The sequence below is a fragment of the Marinomonas sp. 63XJN7_7_ISO-PGPR-S23-202 genome, assembly GCF_056173505.1.
On sequence record NZ_CM149677.1, the window covers coordinates 2,861,685 to 2,886,996 of the forward strand.

Sequence of the window (25,312 nt, forward strand, 5' to 3'; positions counted from 1 at the left end):
ATTAACCCCCTGCAATGGATTCAAAAATAAACACAAGGCTCTGTTCATCAAGCGTTGTGCTGCACCACAAGCTTTTTGGTATCACTTGCTGATTAAGTGCAATGGCAATGCCTTGTTGACTCTTATCCAACTCAATGACTAAGTCTTCGAGAGTTTCCCCAGCAAACTCATAAGGTGCGTCGTTCAACATAATCTTCATTGCTCACCTCTAGAGCTTTTCTCAAACAAGGTTATGAGTGATCGAGTGGTGGCTTCTGGTTCCGCTGCTTTGGTAATGGCCGTCACCAAGGCGACACTGTCCACGCCCGTTTGGGCAACCGCAGGCAAACGCTCTGCATTAATGCCACCAATCGCTACCGTAGGAAACACGCCTTTTAATAAGGTCATGTAATGGCCTAATCGGGTTAAGCCTTGCGGCTGGGAGGGCATGTCTTTGGTTTGTGTGGGAAAAATATGGCCCAAAGCGATGTAGCTTGGCTGAATCAATTGTGCTCTCGCCATTTCATAGTAGCCATGTGTACTGATACCAAGTCGCATACCTGCCGCTTGGATTTGTGCCAAGTCTGCCTGCTCTAGATCTTCTTGGCCAAGATGAACTCCATAAGCACCATAAGCAATCGCCTGTTGCCAATAGTCATTGATAAAGACTTGAGCGTCGTATTCTTTGCCTAAGGCCACCGCCTGTTGGATTTTACGTTCTAGGTCGACATCATCAGGATCTTTGATACGCAGCTGAGCGATTTTTACTCCCTGTTTAAGCACCAATGCTAACCAAGCAATCGAATCTACCACCGGGTATAAACCCATTTTTTTAAGATCCATCGCGGCAAAAGGCCGACTAATAGGCATCAGTGGTTTATGCGGCGTAACAATCCTCGGCAAATTGTCAATTTGTAACGGCCAACCAGGGCGACCGAGTGGTCCAGCGCCTTCGCCAATTTGCACACCGCTTTTTAACGCCTCCGTTATGTAGGCTTTTGCCATGGTCATGGCATCCAGAAGGTCATAACCATGGGCGATAAAGCTCGCCAACGCCGTCGATAAGGTACAACCCGTGCCACGCGTATTATGCGCAGAGAGTCTTTCGCCCACGAAACCAACGATAGTATCGCTATCCACCAGCCAGTCGGTTGCTCGATCTTCTTTCTGCTTGTTAAGTTCACCGACATGCCCCCCTTTCAGCAACCAACGACTTTTAGAAGCAGAAAAATACGGAACCATGTCAGCTTGCAAATCCTCAGGGGCAAGCTCAGCTGACAAACCTGTCAATGCCGAGAACTCCATCCGATTTGGCGTTATCACATCCGCATAAGGTAGGATATGATCCAGTAAACTAGCCCCCGCGTCCGTTTGTTGTAGTTGATTGCCTGACTCACTGCTCGCCGCCATCACAGGGTCAAAGACGACCTGAATGCTTGGAAAGTCCGCTTTTATTCGTTTTAACCATGTGGAACACGCTTTCACAATATCAATGGAAGGTAACAAGCTCACTTTAATGGCATCTGGCTGCACATCGTCGAGTAAGGTTTGCCATTGCTCATCAAACATAGCCAAAGAAACTGGCTCAACAGCACGCACCTCTTTGGAGTTTTGTGCCGTAATGCAAGTGACAATGGTTTGCACGTGGCAGCCTAGATCTTGCCCTGTACGCAAATCCGCTTGAAGTCCAGCGTGGGCGGACGAATCCGACCCGCCCACACACCAGACAACAGGAGGTTTTATCGACATAAATCCTCCTTTCACTTACAGTGATTTTTCTTTTGATTTATTATCTATTAGCTTGTCTGTGGTTAACTTATCCGTGGTTAAATAGACATCACTGCCCAGCTCACGGAATTGTTCCGACATTTTTTGCATACCCGCTTCAGCATCACTGACTTCTAAAGCACTGACACCTATCGTCTGTGAATCTTCTAAAGCTTTTTCGCTCTCTAACCCTTTTGCATAGTCACGAACTTCTTGGGTGATTTTCATGGAGCAAAATTTCGGTCCACACATAGAACAAAAGTGCGCCACCTTGCCAGAAGCTTGCGGCAACGTTTCATCATGGTATGAGCGAGCGGTTTCAGGATCTAATGACAGATTGAACTGATCTTCCCAACGAAATTCAAAGCGCGCTTTTGACAAAGCATTATCGCGAATTTGCGCCCCTGGGTGCCCCTTCGCTAAATCCGCCGCATGGGCAGCAATTTTGTAAGTGATTAAACCTTCTTTCACATCTTCTTTATTTGGTAAGCCAAGGTGTTCTTTTGGTGTGACGTAGCACAGCATGGCACAGCCGTACCAACCAATTTGCGCAGCCCCTATCCCAGAAGTGAAGTGATCATAGCCGGGAGCAATGTCTTGGGTTAATGGTCCTAAGGTGTAAAACGGTGCTTCATGACAATGTTCCAATTGCTCAGTCATATTCTCTTTAATAAGTTGCATTGGAACGTGCCCTGGCCCTTCGATCATTACTTGTACATCGTATTCCCAAGCTATTTTCGTCAGTTCTCCTAAGGTGCGCAGCTCCGACATTTGCGCCTCATCATTGGCGTCCATGATCGACCCAGGACGCAAGCCATCCCCCAATGACAACGCCACATCATAGGCGGCACACAACTCACAAATCTCACGGAAGCGTTCGTACAAGAAGCTCTCTTTATGGTGCGCCAAACACCATTTCGCCATGATGGAACCACCACGAGAGACGATGCCAGTCAGACGTTTCGCGGTCATAGGTACATAGCGTAATAAAACACCTGCATGAATCGTAAAGTAATCCACCCCCTGCTCCGCTTGCTCGATCAAAGTATCGCGAAACACATCCCAGTTCAGATCTTCTGCTACGCCGTCGACTTTTTCTAGGGCTTGATAAATAGGGACAGTACCGATTGGCACGGGAGAGTTACGCAAAATCCATTCACGTGTTTCATGAATGTTTTTGCCCGTCGACAAATCCATCACGGTATCCGCCCCCCAACGTGTCGACCAGACCAACTTTTCTACTTCTTCTTCAATAGAAGACGTCACCGCCGAATTGCCAATATTGGCGTTTACTTTTACTAAGAAGTTACGACCAATAATCATCGGCTCGGATTCAGGGTGATTAATGTTATTAGGAATAATCGCGCGACCTCTTGCCACTTCGTCACGGACAAATTCTGGCGTAATCCGCTTTTGTAAATTAGCACCAAAACTTTGCCCTGGGTGCTGCTTTAATAACAACTCACTTTTGATGGCATCGATATTTTGGTTTTCACGCAAGGCAATGTATTCCATCTCTGGGGTAATGATGCCTTGTCGAGCGTAATGCATTTGCGTCACACATTTACCTTGGCGAGCTTTGCGTACTTTAGGCAATTTTTTAAAACGCAGCTCATCCAGCGCAGCATTTTCTAAACGCGATTGAGCAAACTCAGATGACACACTGGGCAAGATCTCTGTGTCGTTACGTTTTTCAATCCAAGATGCACGCATGGGCGTTAAACCTTTATACACATCGATATTTTCTTGCGGGTCAGCGTATGGACCGGAACAGTCGTAGACGTAAATCGCCTCATTGGGTTCAAACGTTAGATTATTTGGATCAGAGCCAATCGGCGTATCGGTTAGATTGATCTTGCGCATTGGGACACGGATCGAAGCGTCTGATCCCGTGAGATAGATTCGCTCTGAGGCTGGAAAAGGCTTTGCTTGCAATGACTCGATAAAAGATTTCGCCGCTTGACGAGATTCTTCACGAGACTGCTTTTTAGACAGATTCGTTGGCTTCTTGTGTGATTCATTAGTCGTCGACATGAGCACTTCCCTTATTTCAAAAAATGGAGAATTGCTTGTCTGGGGTGCTGTTTTACAGGCAAACGCACTACGGGCGTTAATTGCAAAACATGAATCCTGAGTTTTATTAAAAAAGGATGCTTTAGGTGATATGACCCGCATCGATTCCATAAAAATCAGGAGTTCATTCGATGCAGAAAAGAAAAATGGTGACTTTCTTGTTTCCTACGCGGGTATTAGCCCGATCAGGTTCTGCGGATCCCGCACTTAATTATGCGATCTCAGCCAAATGGCACTCCGACAAGTGATTTTCAGTATACCCCTAGACAATGGATCTTGTAAACGCAAAGGCAATATCCACCCCAACTTCGTTTTTCAGAGCAAAACCCAATGAGATAAGCGTTTTTTTCTTCAATCTTTCGATAATTTCCTATTGACAATAAAAATTTAATGTCCTTATATAGCCAAAGATTGAAATGAAAAAAATTTCGCATTCCGAAAAAGTGGGTTTTATGACTGTCGATTCTAAAAATAAAGTGGGCTCCCTCGCAAAAGGTTTCAAAGTACTGGAATCTTTTACACATGCTTTTGAAGCCCTAACGTTAAGCGAAGTTTGCTCGCGCTCCGGACTGGATTCAGGAACGGTTTTTCGCATTCTTAATACATTGGTCGATCTGGGGTATATAGAAAAGTTAGAAGAAACAAAGCAATTTCATTTAACACTTAAAGTCGCCAATCTCGGGTTTAATGCGATCGGGCGCAGCGATATTCGTGACTTAGCATTACCTATTTTACGCTCATTAGCTAAACGCATTGGAGAAACCGTCAGTTTTGCCACTCTTGAAGGAGCAAACATGGTTTATCTAGAACGGGTACGCGTTGGCTTAGCTCGTCTGGGAGTCGATATTCGTGTCGGATCAGTGATTCCTGCCTACTGCAGCGCGATTGGACAAGCCCTTTTAGCTTTTCTACCTGAGGAAGAATTAGAGCATGTGTTAAACCTTGAGCCGGATTTTCATGAAGTGGTTCCGCTGGATAAAGACGATATACCAGTCATGGAGCAATTAAAATCTATTAAAGCAAAAGGTTATATTTTAAAACGCTCCAGTTTCAACTCTTCATTAACGGTATTAGCACTACCTGTTTTTGACCGAGACCGTTATCCAATTGGGGCAATTAGTGTTGTCGTTCCAAGTATTAGAATATCTGAAGATGAACTCTTCATTAAAGCCTTTGATGGCATGGCTGAAACGTCTGAAAAACTATCAAAGGCAATTAATGTTAGCGGCAGTGCAACATCTGCCATTTAACTAAAAACCCAAAAATAATAAGGAAAATGATCATGAATAATATTGATTTAAGAGGTTTAGTACCCGCACCAGTCACACCTTTCACTCGCGATGGAGAGGTTGACCATAAAGCAATCCATAAACTAGGTGCTTGGTTAGGTAGCTTTGATGGTGTGAAAGGGCTAGTAGTGCTTGGTCACGCTGGTGAAGGCACATTTATGACTTCTGAAGAACAAATGTCTGTTATTAGAAGTTTTGTTGAATCTACTGATGGACGCCTTCCTGTTATTGCTGGTATCACAGGTGAAGGAACCAAAGTGGCTGTAGAGGAAACCAAACGCGCTATATCGGCGGGTGCGTCAGCGGGTCTTGTTTATCCATCTCACGGCTGGTTGCGCTTTGGATTTCAAGAAGGCGCTCCTCAGGATAGATATAAAACGCTTCACGAAGAAACAGGATTACCCTTAATCCTTTTTCAATACCCAGATGTAACAAAAGCGAGCTACAACCTAGATACCTTACTGGAAATCGCTGCTCAGCCCGGTGTTTTCGCAATGAAAAATGGCGTTCGTAATATGCGCCGCTGGGATACAGAAATCCCAATCATTCGTCGTGAAAATCCAGACCTACAAGTACTAACATGCCATGACGAATATCTACTACACACTATGTTTGATGTGGATGGCGCACTAGTGGGTTACGGTGGTCTCACTCCTGAACCACTAATTGAATTGATTGCGGCGGGTAAACGTCAGGATTACAAAGCAGCACGAGCCATTCACGATCGTCTGTTCCCTGTCACCCAAAACGTTTACCACCGCGGCTCCCATATGGAAGGCACGGTTGCTTTAAAAGAAGGCCTCGTTGCACGTGGTATTTTGGAGCACGCAACAGTAAGAAGTCCACTATTACCTCTTCAAGAAGGCGCAAGCGAGGAAATCAAAAAAGCACTTCAATCTGCTGGCTTAATTTAATAAGCAAACAGTTTTCGTACGATAACCAAAATAGCGATGCTGAGCGGGCAAACTTACATCGCTATTCTACTACTCAATAAAAATAATAGTGTGGTATCCCATGAAAATTGAAAACCGTACCCCAAAAGACACTTTGGAGCCTTACCATAATAGCAAAAATGCAGCTAATAAGTACAAAATACTCTTACTTATGGGGCCTGCGTTTGTCGCTGGTGCATGGCGCTTTGGTCCTGGAGCACTCACTTCAGCCGTTCAAGCAGGTAGCCTTTATGGCTATCAACTACTTTGGGTCATCGTTTTATCGGGCATTCTTATGTTCTTTTTTAACGACATGGCCGTTCGAATAGGACTATCAACAAAAGGTGTCTCGTTAGTTGATACAATAAAAAGCAAAATTGGTCATCCTGTCGGTATTTTGGCAGGCTTTGGCGTTTTTTTTATCACCTTATGTTTCTCTGTAGGGAATGCAATTGGCTCAGGAATAGCCCTGCAACTACTCTTCGGAGGATCAGTAATAGCTTGGGTGTTAGCATCCACCGTGGCAGTAGCTATCTTAATTGCATTAAGAAACGCATATAGAGCGCTCGAAAAGCTCCTTATCGCATTGATCGCAATTATGTCAATTGGCTTTTTAGGATCGGCAATTATTAGTGATCCGTCATGGGTAGATGTGTCCCGTGGCTTCATACCAAGCATCCCAAACTCCGCTGGCTTCTTGCTGATCGCTTTAATTGGAACAAACTTTTCTATTAACTCAGCCCTTTATAGTGGTTATTCCATTCACGAAAGAGGATTAAAGCCTGAACAATATAGACGTTTGACGCTAATCGATACAATCCCAGGAAACATTGCCACTGCCGCCATGACGATACTTGTCATTATTGTTGCCGCTGGGGTATTTAGTGCCACGGGAGAAACCGTTAAAAACTTTACTCAGTTAACAAAAGTTCTTGAGCCCGTATCTGGAAAAATGAGTTCCATCATTTTCAGTATTGGTTTTTTTGCAGCAGCATTTTCATCAATGGCCGCCAATGCTTCTGCCGGCGGCACACTCTTGTGCGATGCGCTTGGCTGGGGAAACAAATTATCCTCGATGAAAGTTAAATTTTTCACATACGCTATTTTAATTTTTGGCGCCTCAGTAGCCATATTTAACAGTGGCTCTCCAATAAGGATAATTATTATCGCTCAGGCTCTGACTGTATTAGTGGCCCCATTTTTAGGAGTGATCATTTTCATACTGTCTTCACGCAAGGATATTATGGGAGAGTTAGTGAATAAAAATTATCATAAAATAATAGGTATTATTGGTCTTATTGCCATCTTTTCACTTTCTTTTAGATTGATTGTGAACCTATCAAGCTAATATAGTGAGAGAATAACCAAAGTAACATCATGCAATTTGTATAACAGAAATAATGATATTATTGCCTAATAGTTTTTAGGGAAGGTACGAGCAACCCCTCTTGCCAGCATTGACCTTCCCTAGCAATAATATCATTTTTTAAAAGCGGCATACCCAATAAATACCTTATTGGGCAATCCCCCAACGTTGAGCTAAAGTAGAGGTTTCACTCCCATGAAGCCAATTATTAACCTTTTTAAGTAAGTGGTTATTGTCTTTTTTCATCATATAGACTTTAACACTAGAGGTACCTGCTAAAACGTTCTTTGAAGACACACAAAAGACGCCTTTTTCATGTACTTGATAATAATTCCCTTCAATTAGATCCGTAATCATTGCATCAGCTGAGCGATCACGAATCCCTTGTAAATTAGCAAAATTATTTTTTGTCAGAATGATATCGGCATGTTTTATGTGCTTATTCACATAAGCTTGATTGGTTCCACCGGGGTTAACAATGACTTTCACGCTAGGCTTATCAATATCCGCCAAAGTACTCAATGGCTTCTTGTTATGACAATTACTCAGAATAATTTTGCCATTTTTTGCCACAGGATCAGATAACAAAAACTGCTCAGCACGTTTTTTAGTACGTGTAACGCCACCAGCCGCAAGATCAAACTTATCAGCCGCAAGATCTTGAGACAAGCTAGGCCAAGTGGTTTTGACATATTGCACTTTTAGATGCAAGGATTTCGCTAACGCTGAGGTCATATCCACAGCAAAACCTTCTAGCTTTCCTGATTGAGTGTGGAAAGACATCGGCGCATAATCCTCCGTTAGCCCAACCTTTAAGACACCGCTTTGTTGAATTTCCTGCCATGTTCGGGCCTGTACCTGTTGCGTATTCAACGCAGCTAACGCGAATGCCACAAGCGATACAAGTTTTAAGCCGTCTTTATTATTTTTCTTTTTAAACATGTTTTAACCTTTGTTCATTCGATAGGCAGTAGACTTACGCATTTTGCATGGTCAATGCCATTTTATATAGGGTGTTCTTCTTTTCGCCAGTTAATTTGGCCGCCAGCGCAGCTGCCTGTTTAACCGGTAAATCGTCTAATAGTATAGTCAAGATGCGTTTTGCTTCTAATTCCGCTTCATTACCGCTTTCTTGTGTAAAACTCAGCATGACAACAAATTCACCGCGTATTTGGTTTGCATCGGCATCGAACGCAGCAAGAATCTCCGAGGCCGTTCCTGATAAAAAGGTTTCGAAGGTTTTGGTCACTTCCCGAGCCAATACCAATTGCGCATCGTCACCATAGACTTTTTGCACATCACCGATCGAATCGTAAATACGGTGTGTGGATTCATAAAACACGACGGTGCCTGTTTGCTTTTTCCAAGACTCAAAAAGGTCACAACGACCTTTGGATTTTGCTGGGACAAAACCAGCGAAAAAGAATTGATCGGTTGGTAATCCAGAGGCACATAGCGCCGCCACCAAAGCACATGCACCAGGAATAGGTACCACTTTATGACCCTGTTCACGAAGAGCATGAACGACATGGTAACCTGGGTCTGAAATCAGTGGCGTACCAGCATCTGAAACCAACGCAACGCTCTTACCGTCATCCAGTAAACTGGCAACGTAATTAGCCTTATCTTTTTCATTATGATCATGAATGGAAAAGAGTTTTGCCTCAATGCCAAAATGGTTCAATAAACGGCGAGTATGTCGCGTATCTTCTGCTGCGATATAGTCTACGTCTCGTAAGATTTGCTCCGCCCTTTTACTAAAATCGTCTAGATTACCAATTGGAGTCGCAACTATGTACAGCGACCCTCTCGCATCATCGGAACTATGTGATACCATGTTGCCTCTTTTATCTGTCATTTATAAGCTTATGAGCCTGATTAATTACCGCATCATATCATTAACTGTCTGTACTTTTCTGCTAAGTGCTTGTAGTTCGGTCAATTTAAATACGCAGCCAGGCTACTACTCACCTGATAGCTACTCACAAAAAGGAGAGGCTAAAAGTGATGAGTTGCCTCCTAGCATTTATCACCCATTACCCACTAAAGCTCCCAAGGAGCTGGCTGACTCCTACAACAAAGCCCTAGAACTCTACCGTAATGGGCAATTCTTGCTGGCAAGAGACGCGCTGACTGAAAAACTACTCGATACTCAATCCATTATTCGTTTTAAAGCGCATTTATTAGCGGCGGCCATTGCCTCGGAATTAGATGACCCAAGCAAAGCAATGGACATGTTGAAACAGGCATCGAACCTGCCTGCTGCGGATTCTCCAGACAATCAAAATCTGTTAAATAAAACCAAAGCGACTATTCTAGAGCACACAAACAATTGGCCCGAAGTTGTAAAAGTCCGCTTAGATCTACTTGAGCACCTGCCAAAAGGTGAAGGACAGGAAAACGAAGCCAAATTGTGGCGCGCCGTACAGAACCTGACCGAAGCTGAAATGGCTAAAATGAGCCAAACAGATTCCCCTGTTCTCAAAGGCTTTTTGACGATTAGTGGCATTCTGAGAAACCAGACACTGTCTATTGAACAACAGCTAAAGGCATTTAAAGCGTGGCAGAAAGCCCATCCGGATCACCCTGCTGCCATTGATGTACCGCAAGATTTTAGGGTTATTGCCAATCTAAAGGACATGGCACCCAAGAAAATTGTCTTAATGCTCCCCATGACTGGCAAGCTTGAAAGCGCTTCTCAGGCGATTGTAAATGGCTTCTTCAGTGCTTATTACCACCAGAAGCTGCCCAGAGCGCAAATCGATGTGATTAATACAGATCGTTATAAAAATATTAAAGACGCTCTTAAAGCGGCTGATGCACAAAACCCGGATGTGATTATTGGGCCACTTAAAAAGTCCAACGTGACCGAAATTAATCGTTTGTCTCCTAAGCACCCTGTTATCGCATTGAACCAGGTAACTGACAATCAGCGGATACCTAATGTTTATCATTTTTCTTTAAACGCAGACGACGATATTAATGAGCTGATCTCTTTTGCTAAACAAGCTGGCGCCACCAGAGCCGCTATTTTAAGTTCTAGGGCCCCATGGGCACTAAGACAAAGTGAAGAGTTTCGTAAAGCTGCTAAGAAAGCCAATGTGACTATCACTGGCGACTTGTCTTATAAAGACACCTCCAGAGGTCGTCAGCAAGCGGTTCAAAAATTATTACTGATAAACGAAAGTAAATCCCGTATTTATACCATCCAAAAGTGGATTGGCGAAAAAGTCGACACAGAAGTGCGCCCTCGTCAGGATTTAAACTATATTTATTATGCTGGCAAGTTGAGCGATGCGAAGCAAATTCGGCCTCTTTTGGATTTTTATTTTGCAAGCGATGTCCCTATGCTAGCCAGTAGCACGCTGAATGATTCACCACCAGAACAAGGCATTAATTACAATGACATTGAGCGCATTTTATTTGCTGAAATACCTGCCATTGTCAATAAAGACAGCGTACTAAAAGATGTATCATCGGGACGTGATTCCAATATTTTACGACGGTTACAAGCGCTAGGTGCAGACGCTTACTTGTTAGCAAATCGCTATCCCTTGTTTGTACAGCTACCAACCACGCGCTTATCAGCAAACACGGGCATTATTACGATGGATCAATATGGTACATTCCATAGACGCCCGGAAATCATGACTTACCGAAATGGACATTTGGTACATGCAGTTAGCACGCAGTTTTTTCCGAAAAAAGAAGAAACCGAACAATAACGGCGAAAAAGCAGAACAATATGCTGAGACCTTTTTAAGCAAAAAAGGTCTCAGATTTATCGCTCGTAACTACCATTGTCGTGGTGGTGAAATTGATCTGATCTTTTTAGACAAGACGACTTATGTGTTTGTAGAAGTACGCTATCGGGCAAACTCAGCCCACGGTACGGCAGCAGAAAGCCTGAGTGAAGCCAAACTCAGAAGAGTGAGATTGGCCGCATCCTACTGGCTACATAAACACCATCAAGATACCAGCAGTTGTCGCTTTGATGCGGTACTATTTGATGAAAAAATTGATTATCAACATTTAACCTGGCTAAGAGCAGCATTTTAATTACTATGGATTTTCAAGAAGCAATTTATACTCAATTTGCCCAAAGTTTCGAAGCTCAACAGCAAGCACTAGAAAGTTTGCCTCCTTATATTGAGCACGCTGCTCGCGTTATTTTTGCTAGCATTGCTGGCGGAGGTAAAGTCGTATGTGTGGGCAACAGCACTGGTGCCCATCTCGCCCAATACTTTAGCACTCTCATGCTAGACAGAATGGACCGAGAACGACCAGGACTACCCGCGATCAATCTAAGTGGTGATGCCGCCGCCTTAATGTCGATCTCTCATAACGACAGTTATCATGATGTGTACTCTAAGCCGATTACCGCTATTGGTAACCCGGGTGATGTCTTATTTGTCGTCGCAAACAAAGGCAATACTTCCCCTATCATCCAAGCCATTCAAGCCGCCCATGAGCGCAAGATGAGCATTGTTGCACTCACCAGCCCTGAGGCGAAAAACATTTCCTCCTTGACCTCCAGAGACGATACAGAGATCAAAGTCAACTTGTTAGGCACTGCTCGCGTTCACGAATGCCAAATAACAGTTGTTCATACCATCATTGATCTAATTGAGCGTCAACTTTTTGGCTACGACGAATAAGCTAACTTAGCTTCAGATAAAGACGAAGCGGCACCCTGTATTAGTCCAAATGTACAACATTATCAGTAGGATGAATCAAACTTGTCTGATGAGTAATGACAATAACGGTCACTTCTTTAGCAATATTTCTGATGTATTGCATAATGTCGTTTTGTGTTGCCTCATCAAGACTGGAGCTGGCTTCATCTAAAAATAAAAATGCTGGTCTACCGTAGAGTGCCCGAGCAATAGCAATACGCTGACGTTCCCCACCGGACAAGGTGAGACCACGTTCACCGACCTGTGTTGTAAAGCCATCCGGCAGCGATTCAATTTTTGTCAGAATCGCTGCCTTTGCAGCCACACTTTCTAACTGTTTTTTATCAATCGGTCGCCCTAAAGTGATGTTTGCTTCTAACGTATCGTTCAATAAAATAATTTCCTGTGGCACCACACCAATACAGTGATACCAATCTTTTCGATTGATTTGATGTAATATTTGGTCATCAATGTAGATAGATCCGCTAGAGGGCTCAGCATACTTCAAAGCAAGCTTAAGAAGCGTTGATTTACCCTTGCCTGTCTCACCCGTAATAAAGGTAATACCTCCCCTCTTAGCCGTAAAACTAATTCCCGATACTCCCCGACCATTTTTATAAAAAAAGCTCACATTGTTAAATGTCAAAACACCTTTTACCATTTTTTTATCTAAACACGAAGCCTGGGAGCTTAATGCTACTTCTTCAGGAGCAGACCACATCTTTGCAAAAGGTCTGAACTCAGTCAAAGCCCGCATAACTCCTTCAATAGCAAGGCCAGCCATTTCAAATGGCCGATTGAGTTGCAGTAACAACATATTAAACAACACGATATCACCGACAGAAAGCTCACCATCATGATAACGGGGCAGAAAAATCGTAAAAGTAATGATAAATTGGAGGCAAAGCGCTACACCATAAACCACTGAAAACTGAACTTTTCTCAGGGAGTAACGTCGCCAGTTATGCAATATTTCTTTAGCGCCATGATGAAAACGTCGACTCATCCAATCCGTCGCATCAAAATAACGCAGCGTTTCCATCAGTGTTACTGCATTACCAACCAATTGAGCGTTGCTTTGTCCTTTTTGAGTTGCTTCTTGGAGATACTTTCTTGTGATTTTATTAGAAAAATAGGTAAGTGAGATATAAACCATGCCATAAGTGATAACAATCAATACAACTCTCATATCAATTGTTAATCCTAAAACCAGCAGAGTAAACACAAGTTGAGCGAGCCCAGGTAGGATAACCATGAACATTAGCTGAATCAAAATATTAACCGCTTGTGCCCCCTGTCGTTGCACCGCATGAATTTCAGCTGGGTTATGTTCAATAAAGAAGTGTGGAGACTTTTTAACTAATCGTTCGAAGAAACTCGTCGCTGCAATAAAGTTCAGGTTTTCTGCGAGCATCGCGGATAAATAATTTACAGCATTATGAAGCGTCAGCGATAAACCTATCAATACGGCATAGGATATGACTAAAACAGTCACCTTCTCCTGCCACTGACTTCCTGTCATGCTATCAATCATCTTTGAAAAAACATATGGAGCCGATACAGAAGTAACAGCAGAAGCTAAAATAACCAAAGAAACGATTAATAGAAATAAACGGGAGGTCTTAATAAATTGACGAATAATGTGCCCAAAAGGCACTATGACTTTTTGAGAATCTATTTTTTCTTCCATAACCAAAAGACCTCACATATTACTTTTAACCCTTCCTAAAAATAGTGGCACTGCCGTCGATATAGAAAAAGGCTTCCGAGGAAGCCTTTTTCTATATCTTAAACCATCGGCTATTTGCCGTTTGCACTCACCAAGAAAGCCATTATTTAACCACTTTTAAGGTAAACCCTTTCTTCTCAGGCGTTGTTGGCGGAGTCGGCTCCGGCGCTTCCTCAGGAAACTCTTCGTCAGGGAAAACAAAGCCATCGCCATTTTCTTGTGCGTATAATGCTAATGCGGCCTGAATGGGCACATACACTTCCATGGGCTTACCACCAAAACGTGCACCAAAAGACACACCACTTTTGTCCATTATTAAGTTACGAACTGCCGACATGCTAATATCCAGCACAATCTGTCCATCTTTTACAAATTCTCGCGGAATAATCGTACCAGCTTGATCCGCGTCCACCAAAAGATACGGTGTCATGTTGTTATCGGCAATCCAGCTATAAGCCGCGTTCAATAAATACGATCTTTTCGGTAACATTTTTACTCCCTATAACCATCTAGCCTAACGCTTGATCGAATGAAAATGGTTTATGTTATTCACATCTTCCCCTCAATGAAGTGGACTATCATACTTTCTCTAGTAACAGCATGACCTCCATGATGAAAAGCTTAAGCAAATTGATGGAGCTGATGGTAACACATGGCAGCGACTCATGTTACTCAGCACAAAGACGACAAATGGAAAATTGCGCCGATAAAGGTCATCAAAGTGTAAAATTGCTCATTTAAGACATAAAAAAAGAGCCGCTGGCTCTTTTTTTATACTTGTCACCATCTATAGATGGTGACAGATTAAGTCAATGACTTAATCTAAACGCATCTCTTGTTCCGCCTCAGACAGGCTTTCTTTGAAAGAGTCACGCTCAAACACCAGATCCATATATTTGTATAAAGCACTTGCCTGCTCTTTAGGAATATCAATTCCCAAAGAAGGTAAACGCCATAGGATAGGTGCCAAACAACAATCAACGATGGTGAACTCATCGCTCATAAAATAAGGCTTCTCTGAGAAAATGGGAGAAACACTAATCAAACCTTCGCGTAACTCTTTTTGTGCTTGAGCGACAGCCTCTTTGTCTTTACTAGAAAGTATCAAATCAACCAACTTTGCCCAGTCACGCTGAATACGGTACATGTACAAACGACTTTCTGCACGAGCAACCGGATAAACAGGCAACAAAGGCGGATGAGGAAAACGCTCATCAAGATATTCCATCATGACATTAGGCTCATATAGAACCAAGTCACGATCTACTAGCGCAGGCAACTCATTGTATGGATTCACATCAGCCAACTCTTCTGGCTTATTGAATGGGTCCACATCAATGATGTCCACAGTAACAGCTTTCTCTGCCAATACAATACGAACTCGATGGCTGTAATGATCTTCACCATCGGAGAAGAACGTCATTGAAGAGCGCTTAGCAATAACACCCATGTATAACCCCTTTCTTAAAAACAACACACACCCATGATGGGCAAACTTAAAATTGACCAGCTAAATCCATTATTGAGGGATTGGACTGGACGATAACTTATCTAACATCACGCCAAAATTCTTTTTTCAACAAATAAGCAAACACACAAAATAAAGCAACAAACAGCAAAACTTTTAGCCCTAAAGATTCTCGTTTAAAACGCGAGGGATCCGCTGTATAAGCTAAAAAGTTCGCGGTATCGTATGCAATTTGCTTAAAATCTTGCTCCGAAATCGTTCCTTTTATCTCCCCAGCCACCGTACGACAACCGTGGCCCGCCTTAGAAGCTGTCTCTTCTTGCTTACATTGCAGCAACCTTTGCCCTTGCAAATGCTCAAGCACATTTGGCATTGCCACATTGTTAAGCAACAGATTATTCACCCCTAGAGGACGTGATTTATCTTGATAAAAGCTTTGTAAATAATGATATATCCAATTAGGACTTCGTCGCTTTGCCTCAAGCGTTAAGTCAGGTGCTTTTGCACCAAACCAACGTTTTGCATCAGCTGACGTCATAGTCGCTGTAATTTGGTCGCCCATTCTAGCATATTTTGGTAATAAATTTTCCTCAAATAATGCATTAGGAATACCTAAATCAATAGAAATTTCCTTATAGCGCATATAACTAAGCTGATGGCAGCCAGAGCAATAATTCGAATAAATTTTTAGCCCTCGCTGCAGAGAGGCTTGGTCCTTATAATCGGGTGTCATCACCCCCTGATTGCTCACAGCCGCTTCGGCAGCAAGGCTAAAAAAACAGGAAAGCAGCGCAATAAAAATAGCTCTATGCATCATGGAGAGACTCTTTCTGGCACGGGCTTAGTCGTTTCAACACGAGAATACCAAGGCATTAATAAAAAATAAGAAAAATACCCCAAGGTAGCGAACTGTGAAACCCAAGTCGTCGTCTTACTAACAGGCAAGTTTCCCATCACTGCCAACACCAGAAAACTCACCACAAAAACACCTAAAAAGCATTTACTTAAATACCCTTTATAGCGAATAGATCGCACAGGGCTTTTATCCAGCCAAGGAACAAAAAATACGATAAGCACCGACGACATCATGACGACCATGCCCAAGAATTTCGCATCAAGCCCGAACAGCGAAAAGGTAATAGCACGCAACATGGCATAAAAAGGCGAAAAATACCAAGCGGCCTCAATGTGCTCGGGCGTTATTAAAGGGTTAGCAGGCTCAAAATTCGCTTTTTCTAGAATAAAACCAAAACCATCAGGGAAAAAGAAAATCACCGCGCAAAAAAGGAAAAGAAAAACGGCAATGGCTAAAATGTCTTTGGTAATAAAATAAGGGGAGAAAGGAATGCCATCTAAAGGCACGCCCTTTTTATTCAGGTGTTTTTTAATATCAATGCCTTGAGGATTGTTTGAGCCAACATGACGCAGCGTCGACAAGTGCAAATACACCAAGCATACCATCAATATAGGAAACGCTATAATGTGCAGCGCATAGAATCGACCCAACGTCACACCAGAGACGAGATAATCGCCTCGAACCCACTGCTCTAAGCCTTTCCCAATCACGGGAATAGTTCCAAATAATGAGGTAATGACCTGCGCGCCCCAATAAGACATTTGCCCCCAAGGTAGCAAATAGCCCATAAACGCTTCGATCATAATGATAAAATACAGAGTCATTCCCAATAACCATACCAACTCCCTAGGGCGCTGATATGAACCGTACAGTAAACCTCGCAACACATGAATATACAGTACGATAAACAAAGCCGAAGCTCCGGTTGTATGCATATAGCGAATCAGCCAACCGTAGGGCACATCCCGCATAATATATTGAATGGAAGCAAACGCACCGGCTGCGGTAGGCGTATAGCTCATCGCCAACCAAATTCCCGTAATTAGCTGATTAAATAGCAACAACATTGCCAAAACACCAAACACATACATAGCATTTAAGTTTTTGGGAACATAGTATTCAGAGAAGTGTTTTTTATAATATGCCTTAATAGGGAAACGCTCATCCAGCCAATTAATCAGCCCAGAAAAAAAGCCCACTACACTTCTCCCTTGGCATTTTGACCAACACCAATCACAATCACGCGATCATTCTTAAAATGATAAGGCGGAACAACAAGGTTAGTTGGCGCAGGGTAATGCTTGTAGACTCTTCCTGCCAAATCAAAACGCGAACCATGGCATGGACAAATGTATCCGCCATACCATTCTGCATTGTTATCAGACGCTGAGTTGGGTTGATAGTTTGGTGAGCAACCGAGGTGGGTACAAATACCCACTAATACCAAATATTCTGGCTTAATGGAGCGATAAAGATTATCGGCATAGGCTGGCTGTTGATCAACAGAAGAAAAAGGATCTACCAACTGCGCGTTTAGCTTTGGCAAATCGTTAATGGTTTGAGCCGTACGACGTAATACCCAAACAGGCTTTCCTTGCCAAGCAATCGTCACTTGTTGACCTTCTTCAAGCTTACTGACATCTACTTGAACAGGGGCACCAGACGCTCTTGTCGCATCACTAGGCTGCCAAGAACACAAAAAAGGCACGGCCACACTAACGCCCCCAACCACTCCCAAAGCAGTGGTCGAGCCAACTAAAAATCGACGACGACTTTTATTGATTTTTTCTTCCAAGCAGCTCGCACTCCATTGAACAATAACAAAACAATATTCTATTGAATAAACGCAATTAACTCTATGTCTTGCCTCAAAAAATACAATTCAACAAATCGCAGAACAAAAAAAACGCCTGGTGAAAAACACCAAGCGCTTTGATAGTAATCTGAAAACGAAAATTAACGTTTTGAGAACTGAGGACGACGACGAGCTTTGCGTAGACCCACTTTTTTACGTTCAACTTCACGAGAGTCACGAGTAACGTAACCAGCAGAACGTAAAGTACGACGTAGAGTCTCATCGTATTGCATCAATGCACGAGTGATACCATGACGGATTGCACCAGCTTGACCAGAGATACCACCACCTTTAACAGTGATGTATACATCAAACTTCTCAGTTGCTTCTACTAACTCAAGAGGCTGACGAACAACCATGCGAGCCGTTTCACGACCGAAGTACTGATCAATTGAACGGTTATTGATAACTAGGTTACCAGAACCGGCTTTAAGGAACACACGAGCGGTAGACGTTTTACGACGACCTGTACCGTAGTATTGAGTAGCTGACATAATGATCTTCCGTATTAAATGTTAAGTTCTTGAGGCTGTTGCGCAGCATGAGGATGCTCTGCACCAGCATACACTTTCATTTTCTTGTGCATTGCACGGCCCAAAGGACCTTTTGGCAACATACCTTTAACGGCGATTTCAAGAACACGCTCAGGAGCGTGATCAATCAACTTCTCGAAATTCATAGAACGCAAGCCGCCTGGGTAACCAGTGTGGCGGTAGTATTGTTTCGCAGCTGCTTTGTTACCAGTAACGTGAATTTTCTCAGCGTTGATAACAACGATGTAATCACCAGTATCAACGTGTGGAGTGTATTCCGCTTTATGCTTACCGCGTAAACGGCGAGCGATTTCAGTAGCCAAACGGCCTAGTGTTTTGCCTTCAGCATCAACCACGAACCAGTCGCGGCGTACTTCAGCAGGCTTAGCTGTAAAAGTTTTCATCAAAAAACCCTTTCAATACGCGTGCTCAATGCACGCTATACCTATTATTATTGGTTGACCAAACATTCACATGTTTGAGCAACGTACACATACCCTTAAAAAGGCGAGCGAAGTATACATGAGTCTATATAAATAATAAAGCCGAATTACGGTTACGGACGGTGCTCCAGAGAAAGGTATTCCTCAGACTGCATCTCCAGCAAACGACTCACCGTACGATCATACTCAAAAGCCAAGCGGTCACCTGTATAAATATCAGGGATATCGACATCCGCTGTGATAATGACCTTTACGTGGCGATCATAAAACTCATCGATCAGGTTAATAAAACGCCGCGCTAGATCGTCGCGGGTCGCATCCATTTGCGGCAGATTGGAAATCAGTATCGTTGAATAGAGTTTCGCAATCTCAATGTAATCCACCTGATTACGAGGCCCATCACATAGAGCATAGATATCAAACCAAGCCATATGGTCACAGCTTTTCACCAATGGTATTTGACGGCCTTCTATTTCGACCGCTCCACCCGTTTGAATGTGTGATGTATCAGAAATCAAACTCATAAAGCGATCTTCCAGTATCTGATCTGATTCCTCTGTCAGCGGAAAATGGTATAGCTTCGCTTGCTTCAAGGTACGCAGGCGATAATCAATACCGCCATCCACATTCATTACTCTGGTATACTTATTTACCAGATCAATCGCAGGTAAGAAACGTGCCCGTTGCAGACCATTCTTGTACAAACCATCCGGTTCAATGTTCGACGTCGCCACCAGCGTGGTGCCATTCTTAAACAGCACCTCTAACAAGCCTGCTAATATCATGGCATCAGTTATGTCCGTCACAAAGAACTCATCAAAGCAAAGCACTTGGGCCTTTTCAGCAATGTCCTTACCGACAATATCCAGCGGGTTTTTAACATGCTCATGCTTACGCATCTCTTTATGAACCATCTGCATAAAGCGATGAAAGTGCAGACGCATTTTTTTATCGGTTGGTAGACATTCGTAAAATGCATCCATCAAATAGGTTTTTCCGCGACCTACGCCACCCCAAAAATACAGACCTTTTTCAACATCGATGCCCTTCTTTTTACGAAAAATCCCGAACAAGCCATTAGACTCAGGTTCATTTTGGCGTGCTACCAGGCGATCGAATAAATCTTGAAGAGCCAGCACCGCTTCTTCCTGCGCCGGATCATAATGGAAATCTTCTCTCTCTAAATCTTGCTTATACCGAGTAATAGGTGTCATTGTTGCTCATTCATTCGATTAATTTAGTGAATGCATTCTAACAAATAGATACTTAAACCACACCTACCATGGTGTCATCGTTTAAGGATTTCAGGCTATAATGCTTTATTGATTTTTAGGAGTAAGCCATGATCTTAGAAGAATTCAACATTATTGTTTTTATTACTGGCGTTGTCGCAGGGGTCGCGGTCACCCTTATTTTAAAAAGCATCACCACCAAAAACGCAAAGAAAAACACTGTCTCCAACACCAATGCCATTACGATTAAGTCATTACAGGAAGAACTAGACAAAAAACAAGTCGTTATTGATAATTTTTTCTCAGACAGCAACGATCATTTATTAGCCCTAGAAAAGCGTCTTGCTGAGTTAAGAGGTAGCTTATCGAACGGTGCAAGCCAGTTAAGCCATGTTCAAATAGCACCAGCTTCTCCCTCAACACTACAACAAGAATTGGCGACCGAAGACAGTCTGTCAGAACCGCCAAGAGACTACGCCCCTAAAAGCGACGATGGCCAAGGTATGTTAAGTGAGAAATTTGGACTCAAAAAACAAGCCGAATTCACCGAGCCAAAGCGCACAATCTAAAAGAAACTCGCCATACTGTGGGAGTCATCTACACATAACACAAAGCGGCCGCACAAGCCGCTTTTTTGTTGTTCAAGCCTATTATTATGCAGGGCTATCTACGTCGATAAATATCGCTTCAAGGCCATGCTCGTTAGACAAGAATTCAGCCATAGCTTTTGCGCCAAAGCGTTCTGTCGCATGATGCCCAGCAGCAATAAAGTGAATATCCATTTCCCGGGCAACATGAATCGTTTGCTCAGATACCTCGCCAGTAATAAAGACATCCGCACCAAGTTCGGCAGCTTGCTCAATATAGCCTTGCGCGCCCCCTGTGCATAAGGCCACCTTCTGAATGACCCTATTATTGACCACCTCAAACAGAATGTCTCGTTGAACAGCTTGCTCAACCAAGGACTTAAACGCATCAGCCTCAACAGGTTTATCCAAACATCCCACTAGACCAATCGATTGCTCTAAAGGAAGGGCTGGTTGTAAAGACGAACGATCGGTTAAACCTATGGCGTCCGCCAATCCTGCATTATTGCCAAGTACTGGGTGGGCATCTAAGGGCAAATGGTAACCGTATAAATTGATATCATTTTTGATCAACGCAGCAATTCGCCGATACTTCATCCCCACGATTTGTGGCGACTCATTTTTCCAAAAATACCCATGATGCACAAAAATGGCATCAGCTTGATAGTCAATCGCTGCTTCTATTAATGCCTGACAAGCCGTTACACCAGTGACAACACGCTTAATCTCGGCTTTTCCTTCCACCTGTAAGCCATTAGGGGCATAATCTTTAAATAAGCTTGGGCTCAATGTTCGGTCTAATAACCATTCAAATTCACTACGTAGCAAAACAACCTCGACATTTATGACACATAAAAAACAGTGGACGCCTATCATTATCGCCATTCTACTTGGCTCTTGTATAGGATTAGGCACCCTCCTCATTCAAGAAAAAAACAAATTGGCCAACACAAGCTACGCCTCTTCCGTCAAAAAAGCCGCTCCTTCTGTTGTCAATATATATACTCAGACAGAGCCTCCCAACAGTATCTTAGAACATAACAATGACCCACGCACAATCAACCTTGGCTCAGGCGTCATCATGTCCAAAAGAGGATACATCTTAACCAATTATCATGTTGTACAAAATGCCAGTCACATTGTGGTTGGCCTCCATGATGACAGACAAGCAGAAGCTAGGTTAATAGGTTCTGATCCAGCGACGGATTTAGCGGTACTGAAAATAGATTTGCCCAACCTCACCCCAATAGAGCTGGGAAATAGTCAGACAATTCAAGTGGGAGATAAGATTCTTGCCATCGGCAATCCCTTCGGCATTGGACAAACGGTGACTGCTGGCATTATCAGCGCCAAGGCCAGAAACAGTATTGGACTTCATTCCTACGAAAATTTTTTACAAACCGATGCAGCAATCAACCCAGGCAATTCTGGCGGCGCACTGGTTAATTTAAAAGGACAATTGATTGGAATAAGTTCTGCCATTTACTCAAGCACGGGAGGCTCCCAGGGGATAGGCTTTGCCACACCCGTGAATGATGCCCTTAAAATCATGACTCAGTTGATTAAATACGGTAAGGTAACGCGCTCATATCTTGGTATGGACACTAGAAAAATCAATCAACAGCTAGCCAAGAGCCTAGACTTACCAGTTGATCATGGCTTGCTTGTCAGCAACATTATTCAGCAAAGCCCCGCAGATAAAGCGGGAATCGAAGTGGGCGATATTATCGTTAAAATCGACAACACCCCAAGTACCAACCCATTTGAAACCAGACAAAAAATCGCCAGTATGAAGCCAGGATCCGTCATTTCGTTACTTGGTGTCAGAGGACAGCAATCCTATCAAGCCAATATCAAGTTAGAAAAACAACCAGTCATGCAACACTTAATCAATTAGCATTGATTGATTTAAAAAGTGATTAAAGATGAAAAGCGCCATGAACAATGGCCTATAGGAACAAAGCAAACCAGCACAACACCAAAAGCAGGCCTTACTGACCTACTTTTGTTTCAACGATGTCTTTCAAACGATCCAAACTTCTTTCAAAATTGCTACCCGCAATTCGATTAGCCAATAAAGCCACATAAGGACTAAGCAAACCAGCTCGCAACTTACCTTGAATCAACCAATCGACTTTGGTTTTACCACCAATGGATTGCAAGCGAATCACATTGCGAACCACATCGACTCCCGGCTTAGGTTTTACATCAAAGGTAAACTGATTATTCCCGATGCTGGTAATCGTAAGACTGCCTACTTTATCGGTTTTATTATAATGAATGGTAGCGGATCGCCCTTTAGTATAAACGCCATTAAACGCCTCTACTCGACCATCACTAATATACATCCAGTTTGGTAAAGCGTTCCCATCTAGCAACACCCTCATCACGGTCTGCTTGGATGAGTCTATTGTCACAGACCGCTCTACTTTATAATTCGTTGGCAGCAGCAATCCTACGATCACCACTGCCAAAATTACAAAGGCAGAAATACGCGTTACGGTGCGTAATTTATAGAGCGCTTTTGGATGCTCAGATGCCTTTGACTTCTTACTTGTCATGTTGACCTGCTGCTTGCTCATCGATAATACGATATTCAGCAGACATAGCGTGCGCTTCTAAAGACTCGCCACGAGCCAGCGGAGAGGCAATTTTAGCTAACGCACTCGCGCCTTCTGGTGAACAGTTAATCAAAGAACTGCGCTTTTGAAAGTCATAAACGCCAAGTGGAGAAGAAAAACGCGCGGTACCAGATGTTGGCAATACATGGTTCGGCCCCGCGCAGTAGTCACCCAAGGCTTCTGGTGTATGTCGACCCATAAAAATGGCACCTGCGTGACGAATCTTCTCGGCCCACTTTTCAGGTTCATCGACCGACAACTCTAAGTGCTCTGGCGCAACAATATTCGCAATATCCATGGCGTCATCCATGTCTTTAACATGCACAAACGCACCACGATTTTCCAAGGATACTTTAATAATGTCACGGCGACTTTGCGTTTCAATTAAACGCTCCATAGACGCTTTAACATCATGAATGAATTGCTTATCAGGTGAAATCAAAATAGCTTGAGCGTCTTCATCATGCTCTGCTTGAGAGAAGAGATCCATGGCAATCCAATCTGGATTGGTTTTGCCATCACAGACCACAAGAATTTCAGACGGCCCAGCAATCATATCAATACCAACTGCACCAAACACCATACGCTTGGCTGTCGCAACAAAGATGTTACCAGGACCAACTATCTTATCTACTTTAGGAATAGACTCTGTGCCATACGCCAGTGCTGCCACTGCTTGCGCACCACCGATGGTAAATACACGATCAACGCCCGCGATGTATGCAGCCGCTAGCACAATGTCATTCACAAAACCATCTGGTGTCGGTACCACCATAATAATTTCGCCAACACCCGCTACTTTCGCAGGCATCACATTCATCAATACAGAAGAAGGATAAGCGGCCTTACCGCCAGGCACATATACCCCAACACGATCCAAAGGCGTCACTTTTTGACCAAGAATCGTCCCATCTGCTTCTTGATACTGCCAAGAAGGTTGTTTTTGACGCTCATGATAATCATGGACGCGCTTAGCTGCTGCTTCTAAACTGGCAATCAGCTCGTCACTCACTCGCAACTTGGCAGCGGCCATTTCTTCACGGGAGATCTCAAGCTCAGCGGCAGACGCCACCTGACGACGATCAAACTTATTGGTAAATTCAATAACCGAGGCATCACCCTGTTGGCGCACCTGATTCACAATATTGGTTACCGCATCCTGTACTGATAAATCAGACACAGAATCCCATGCTAACAAGCTCTCCAATTCTGCTAAAAAACCGTCAGAATCCGTGGAGAATTCTCTAATATTCAGATTCACTACTTATCCTCGTTATTGTCAACTGCACGACGAAGCATCTCGATAATTGGTTCAATTTGGGCATACTTTGTTTTATAGGCCGCCTTGTTGACCACTAAACGGGTACTAATATCGGCAATAAAATCCCTTGGTTCTAATCCATTCGCTTTTAAGGTGTTGCCCGTATCGACAATATCCACAATCAAATCAGCCAAGCCCATGATAGGAGCCAACTCCATCGCCCCATAAAGCTTAATCACATCAGCCTGAATGCCCTGTTCAGCAAAATACGCCTTGGCAGTCTTAGAAAACTTAGAGGCGACCTTCAAACGGCGAGCCGGCAGAGCTTCACCCACCACACCTGCCGTCATTAAGCGACATTTTGCAATCTTCAAATCCACCAACTCATACAAATTTTTGGTGGTGGCTTCCATTAATACATCTTTGCCCGCGACACCAAAGTCCGCCACGCCATGCTCGACATAAGTTGGCACATCCGTGGCTCGCAAAACCACTAACTTGATATTGTCATGGTTGGTATCAAAAATTAATTTTCGGCTTTTATGAATGTCTTCCGCTGGAATAATATTGGCTTTTTCCAATAGCGGTAGGGTTTCATGTAAAATTCGCCCCTTAGAGAGGGCGATAGTCAAGGTATTACTCATA

26 protein-coding genes and 1 riboswitch are annotated in these 25,312 nt (G+C 43.4%); of the genes, 8 read left to right on the forward strand and 18 right to left on the reverse strand.

All coding sequences use genetic code 11. The features are described 5' to 3' along the window. Nucleotide 1 precedes the first annotated feature (1 nt). From thiS to thiC, 3 genes are read right to left on the reverse strand one after another with little or no spacing between them, the layout of a single operon-like run. A complete protein-coding gene (thiS, locus tag AC0VYG_RS13270) occupies nt 2–199 on the reverse strand; it encodes a sulfur carrier protein ThiS (RefSeq protein WP_475428471.1) in 198 nt (65 codons plus the stop codon). Continuing rightward, entirely contained in the window at nt 196–1,728 is a 1,533-nt protein-coding gene (gene thiE / locus AC0VYG_RS13275) for a thiamine phosphate synthase (RefSeq protein ID WP_475428472.1), read from the reverse strand. Before thiE ends, thiS begins: the two co-directional genes overlap by 4 nt. A gap of 15 nt (nt 1,729–1,743) precedes the next feature. Beyond that, nucleotides 1,744–3,780, reverse strand: coding sequence for a phosphomethylpyrimidine synthase ThiC (gene thiC, locus AC0VYG_RS13280; RefSeq protein ID WP_475428473.1), 2,037 nt, complete (start codon nt 3,778–3,780; stop codon nt 1,744–1,746). A gap of 184 nt (nt 3,781–3,964) precedes the next feature. Then, nucleotides 3,965–4,069, reverse strand: a riboswitch (TPP riboswitch). A gap of 166 nt (nt 4,070–4,235) precedes the next feature. On the opposite strand from thiC, the gene AC0VYG_RS13285 reads away from it, so the two are divergent. From AC0VYG_RS13285 to AC0VYG_RS13295, 3 genes are all read left to right on the forward strand, one after another. Then, on the forward strand, nt 4,236–5,069 hold the full coding sequence (locus AC0VYG_RS13285) for an IclR family transcriptional regulator (protein WP_475449860.1): 834 nt from the start codon (nt 4,236–4,238) through the stop codon (nt 5,067–5,069). A gap of 32 nt (nt 5,070–5,101) precedes the next feature. Beyond that, complete coding sequence (locus tag AC0VYG_RS13290) at nt 5,102–6,022, forward strand: dihydrodipicolinate synthase family protein (RefSeq protein ID WP_475428475.1); 921 nt, start codon at nt 5,102–5,104, stop codon at nt 6,020–6,022. A 100-nt stretch (nt 6,023–6,122) separates the two neighbouring features. Beyond that, complete coding sequence (locus AC0VYG_RS13295) at nt 6,123–7,388, forward strand: Nramp family divalent metal transporter (RefSeq protein ID WP_475428476.1); 1,266 nt, start codon at nt 6,123–6,125, stop codon at nt 7,386–7,388. 165 nt (nt 7,389–7,553) lie between these two features. Here the strand turns inward: AC0VYG_RS13295 and AC0VYG_RS13300 are convergent, their stop codons facing one another. Together AC0VYG_RS13300 and rsmI are read right to left on the reverse strand one after the other, a co-directional pair. Beyond that, entirely contained in the window at nt 7,554–8,348 is a 795-nt protein-coding gene (locus AC0VYG_RS13300; protein WP_475428477.1) for a transporter substrate-binding domain-containing protein, read from the reverse strand. Nucleotides 8,349–8,382: 34 nt separating this feature from the next. Then, entirely contained in the window at nt 8,383–9,243 is an 861-nt protein-coding gene (gene rsmI, locus AC0VYG_RS13305) for a 16S rRNA (cytidine(1402)-2'-O)-methyltransferase (protein ID WP_475428478.1), read from the reverse strand. Here rsmI and AC0VYG_RS13310 point away from each other — a divergent pair. From AC0VYG_RS13310 to AC0VYG_RS13320, 3 genes are read left to right on the forward strand one after another with little or no spacing between them, the layout of a single operon-like run. Further along, nucleotides 9,242–11,131: a penicillin-binding protein activator gene (locus AC0VYG_RS13310; RefSeq protein ID WP_475428479.1), complete on the forward strand. Its 1,890-nt coding sequence runs from the start codon at nt 9,242–9,244 to the stop codon at nt 11,129–11,131. The genes rsmI and AC0VYG_RS13310 overlap by 2 nt on opposite strands. Beyond that, nucleotides 11,082–11,465 carry a YraN family protein gene (locus AC0VYG_RS13315; protein WP_475428480.1) on the forward strand — a complete coding sequence of 128 codons (384 nt, stop codon included), beginning with the start codon at nt 11,082–11,084 and terminating at the stop codon, nt 11,463–11,465. Before AC0VYG_RS13310 ends, AC0VYG_RS13315 begins: the two co-directional genes overlap by 50 nt. Before the next feature lie 5 nt (nt 11,466–11,470). Beyond that, nucleotides 11,471–12,064, forward strand: a complete 594-nt coding sequence (locus AC0VYG_RS13320; RefSeq protein WP_199474744.1) for an SIS domain-containing protein — start codon at nt 11,471–11,473, stop codon at nt 12,062–12,064. A gap of 40 nt (nt 12,065–12,104) precedes the next feature. Here AC0VYG_RS13320 and AC0VYG_RS13325 read toward each other — a convergent pair whose 3' ends face one another. From AC0VYG_RS13325 to zapE, 9 genes are all read right to left on the reverse strand, one after another. Then, nucleotides 12,105–13,772: an ABC transporter ATP-binding protein gene (locus AC0VYG_RS13325; protein ID WP_475428481.1), complete on the reverse strand. Its 1,668-nt coding sequence runs from the start codon at nt 13,770–13,772 to the stop codon at nt 12,105–12,107. A 142-nt stretch (nt 13,773–13,914) separates the two neighbouring features. Further along, on the reverse strand, nt 13,915–14,301 hold the full coding sequence (locus AC0VYG_RS13330; RefSeq protein ID WP_475428482.1) for a stringent starvation protein B: 387 nt from the start codon (nt 14,299–14,301) through the stop codon (nt 13,915–13,917). A gap of 327 nt (nt 14,302–14,628) precedes the next feature. Next, on the reverse strand, nt 14,629–15,261 hold the full coding sequence (locus AC0VYG_RS13335; protein WP_067014785.1) for a glutathione S-transferase N-terminal domain-containing protein: 633 nt from the start codon (nt 15,259–15,261) through the stop codon (nt 14,629–14,631). Nucleotides 15,262–15,358: 97 nt separating this feature from the next. Further along, on the reverse strand, nt 15,359–16,096 hold the full coding sequence (locus tag AC0VYG_RS13340) for a cytochrome c1 (protein ID WP_475428483.1): 738 nt from the start codon (nt 16,094–16,096) through the stop codon (nt 15,359–15,361). Further along, entirely contained in the window at nt 16,093–17,334 is a 1,242-nt protein-coding gene (locus AC0VYG_RS13345) for a cytochrome b (RefSeq protein ID WP_475428484.1), read from the reverse strand. The genes AC0VYG_RS13340 and AC0VYG_RS13345 overlap by 4 nt, the downstream gene beginning before the upstream one ends. After that, nucleotides 17,334–17,930 carry a ubiquinol-cytochrome c reductase iron-sulfur subunit gene (gene petA, locus AC0VYG_RS13350; protein WP_475428485.1) on the reverse strand — a complete coding sequence of 199 codons (597 nt, stop codon included), beginning with the start codon at nt 17,928–17,930 and terminating at the stop codon, nt 17,334–17,336. The genes AC0VYG_RS13345 and petA overlap by 1 nt, the downstream gene beginning before the upstream one ends. A gap of 161 nt (nt 17,931–18,091) precedes the next feature. Then, complete coding sequence (gene rpsI / locus AC0VYG_RS13355; protein ID WP_067014797.1) at nt 18,092–18,484, reverse strand: 30S ribosomal protein S9; 393 nt, start codon at nt 18,482–18,484, stop codon at nt 18,092–18,094. 14 nt (nt 18,485–18,498) lie between these two features. Then, entirely contained in the window at nt 18,499–18,927 is a 429-nt protein-coding gene (gene rplM, locus AC0VYG_RS13360) for a 50S ribosomal protein L13 (RefSeq protein ID WP_067014800.1), read from the reverse strand. A gap of 152 nt (nt 18,928–19,079) precedes the next feature. Next, nucleotides 19,080–20,180: a cell division protein ZapE gene (zapE, locus tag AC0VYG_RS13365; RefSeq protein ID WP_475428486.1), complete on the reverse strand. Its 1,101-nt coding sequence runs from the start codon at nt 20,178–20,180 to the stop codon at nt 19,080–19,082. A 128-nt stretch (nt 20,181–20,308) separates the two neighbouring features. Here zapE and AC0VYG_RS13370 point away from each other — a divergent pair, with 128 nt between their 5' ends. After that, nucleotides 20,309–20,767 (forward strand): ZapG family protein, encoded by a 459-nt coding sequence (locus AC0VYG_RS13370; protein WP_475428487.1) that lies wholly within the window; start codon nt 20,309–20,311, stop codon nt 20,765–20,767. Nucleotides 20,768–20,851: 84 nt separating this feature from the next. Here AC0VYG_RS13370 and AC0VYG_RS13375 read toward each other — a convergent pair whose 3' ends face one another. Next, nucleotides 20,852–21,613: a Nif3-like dinuclear metal center hexameric protein gene (locus AC0VYG_RS13375; protein ID WP_475428488.1), complete on the reverse strand. Its 762-nt coding sequence runs from the start codon at nt 21,611–21,613 to the stop codon at nt 20,852–20,854. A 16-nt stretch (nt 21,614–21,629) separates the two neighbouring features. Here AC0VYG_RS13375 and AC0VYG_RS13380 point away from each other — a divergent pair, with 16 nt between their 5' ends. After that, nucleotides 21,630–22,682 carry a S1C family serine protease gene (locus AC0VYG_RS13380; protein ID WP_475428489.1) on the forward strand — a complete coding sequence of 351 codons (1,053 nt, stop codon included), beginning with the start codon at nt 21,630–21,632 and terminating at the stop codon, nt 22,680–22,682. A 94-nt stretch (nt 22,683–22,776) separates the two neighbouring features. On the opposite strand, the gene AC0VYG_RS13385 is transcribed toward AC0VYG_RS13380, so the two are convergent. From AC0VYG_RS13385 to hisG, 3 genes are read right to left on the reverse strand one after another with little or no spacing between them, the layout of a single operon-like run. After that, entirely contained in the window at nt 22,777–23,346 is a 570-nt protein-coding gene (locus AC0VYG_RS13385; RefSeq protein ID WP_475428490.1) for an SRPBCC family protein, read from the reverse strand. Beyond that, complete coding sequence (gene hisD / locus AC0VYG_RS13390) at nt 23,336–24,667, reverse strand: histidinol dehydrogenase (protein ID WP_475428491.1); 1,332 nt, start codon at nt 24,665–24,667, stop codon at nt 23,336–23,338. Before hisD ends, AC0VYG_RS13385 begins: the two co-directional genes overlap by 11 nt. After that, a complete protein-coding gene (gene hisG, locus AC0VYG_RS13395; RefSeq protein ID WP_475428492.1) occupies nt 24,667–25,311 on the reverse strand; it encodes an ATP phosphoribosyltransferase in 645 nt (214 codons plus the stop codon). The genes hisD and hisG overlap by 1 nt, the downstream gene beginning before the upstream one ends. Between the last annotated feature and the right edge of the window lies 1 nt (nt 25,312).

Bases quoted from the DNA above. Each gene is read 5' to 3' on its own strand.
- thiS (WP_475428471.1), bottom strand. From the start codon at position 199: ATGAAGATTATGTTGAACGACGCACCTTATGAGTTTGCTGGGGAAACT.
- thiE (WP_475428472.1), bottom strand. From the start codon at position 1,728: ATGTCGATAAAACCTCCTGTTGTCTGGTGTGTGGGCGGGTCGGATTCG.
- thiC (WP_475428473.1), bottom strand. From the start codon at position 3,780: ATGTCGACGACTAATGAATCACACAAGAAGCCAACGAATCTGTCTAAA.
- AC0VYG_RS13285 (WP_475449860.1), top strand. From the start codon at position 4,236: ATGAAAAAAATTTCGCATTCCGAAAAAGTGGGTTTTATGACTGTCGAT.
- AC0VYG_RS13290 (WP_475428475.1), top strand. From the start codon at position 5,102: ATGAATAATATTGATTTAAGAGGTTTAGTACCCGCACCAGTCACACCT.
- AC0VYG_RS13295 (WP_475428476.1), top strand. From the start codon at position 6,123: ATGAAAATTGAAAACCGTACCCCAAAAGACACTTTGGAGCCTTACCAT.
- AC0VYG_RS13300 (WP_475428477.1), bottom strand. From the start codon at position 8,348: ATGTTTAAAAAGAAAAATAATAAAGACGGCTTAAAACTTGTATCGCTT.
- AC0VYG_RS13310 (WP_475428479.1), top strand. From the start codon at position 9,242: ATGTTGCCTCTTTTATCTGTCATTTATAAGCTTATGAGCCTGATTAAT.
- rsmI (WP_475428478.1), bottom strand. From the start codon at position 9,243: ATGGTATCACATAGTTCCGATGATGCGAGAGGGTCGCTGTACATAGTT.
- AC0VYG_RS13315 (WP_475428480.1), top strand. From the start codon at position 11,082: ATGCAGTTAGCACGCAGTTTTTTCCGAAAAAAGAAGAAACCGAACAAT.
- AC0VYG_RS13320 (WP_199474744.1), top strand. From the start codon at position 11,471: ATGGATTTTCAAGAAGCAATTTATACTCAATTTGCCCAAAGTTTCGAA.
- AC0VYG_RS13325 (WP_475428481.1), bottom strand. From the start codon at position 13,772: ATGGAAGAAAAAATAGATTCTCAAAAAGTCATAGTGCCTTTTGGGCAC.
- AC0VYG_RS13330 (WP_475428482.1), bottom strand. From the start codon at position 14,301: ATGTTACCGAAAAGATCGTATTTATTGAACGCGGCTTATAGCTGGATT.
- AC0VYG_RS13335 (WP_067014785.1), bottom strand. From the start codon at position 15,261: ATGGGTGTTATTGCTAAGCGCTCTTCAATGACGTTCTTCTCCGATGGT.
- AC0VYG_RS13340 (WP_475428483.1), bottom strand. From the start codon at position 16,096: ATGATGCATAGAGCTATTTTTATTGCGCTGCTTTCCTGTTTTTTTAGC.
- rpsI (WP_067014797.1), bottom strand. From the start codon at position 18,484: ATGTCAGCTACTCAATACTACGGTACAGGTCGTCGTAAAACGTCTACC.
- rplM (WP_067014800.1), bottom strand. From the start codon at position 18,927: ATGAAAACTTTTACAGCTAAGCCTGCTGAAGTACGCCGCGACTGGTTC.
- zapE (WP_475428486.1), bottom strand. From the start codon at position 20,180: ATGACACCTATTACTCGGTATAAGCAAGATTTAGAGAGAGAAGATTTC.
- AC0VYG_RS13370 (WP_475428487.1), top strand. From the start codon at position 20,309: ATGATCTTAGAAGAATTCAACATTATTGTTTTTATTACTGGCGTTGTC.
- AC0VYG_RS13380 (WP_475428489.1), top strand. From the start codon at position 21,630: ATGACACATAAAAAACAGTGGACGCCTATCATTATCGCCATTCTACTT.
- AC0VYG_RS13385 (WP_475428490.1), bottom strand. From the start codon at position 23,346: ATGACAAGTAAGAAGTCAAAGGCATCTGAGCATCCAAAAGCGCTCTAT.
- hisG (WP_475428492.1), bottom strand. From the start codon at position 25,311: ATGAGTAATACCTTGACTATCGCCCTCTCTAAGGGGCGAATTTTACAT.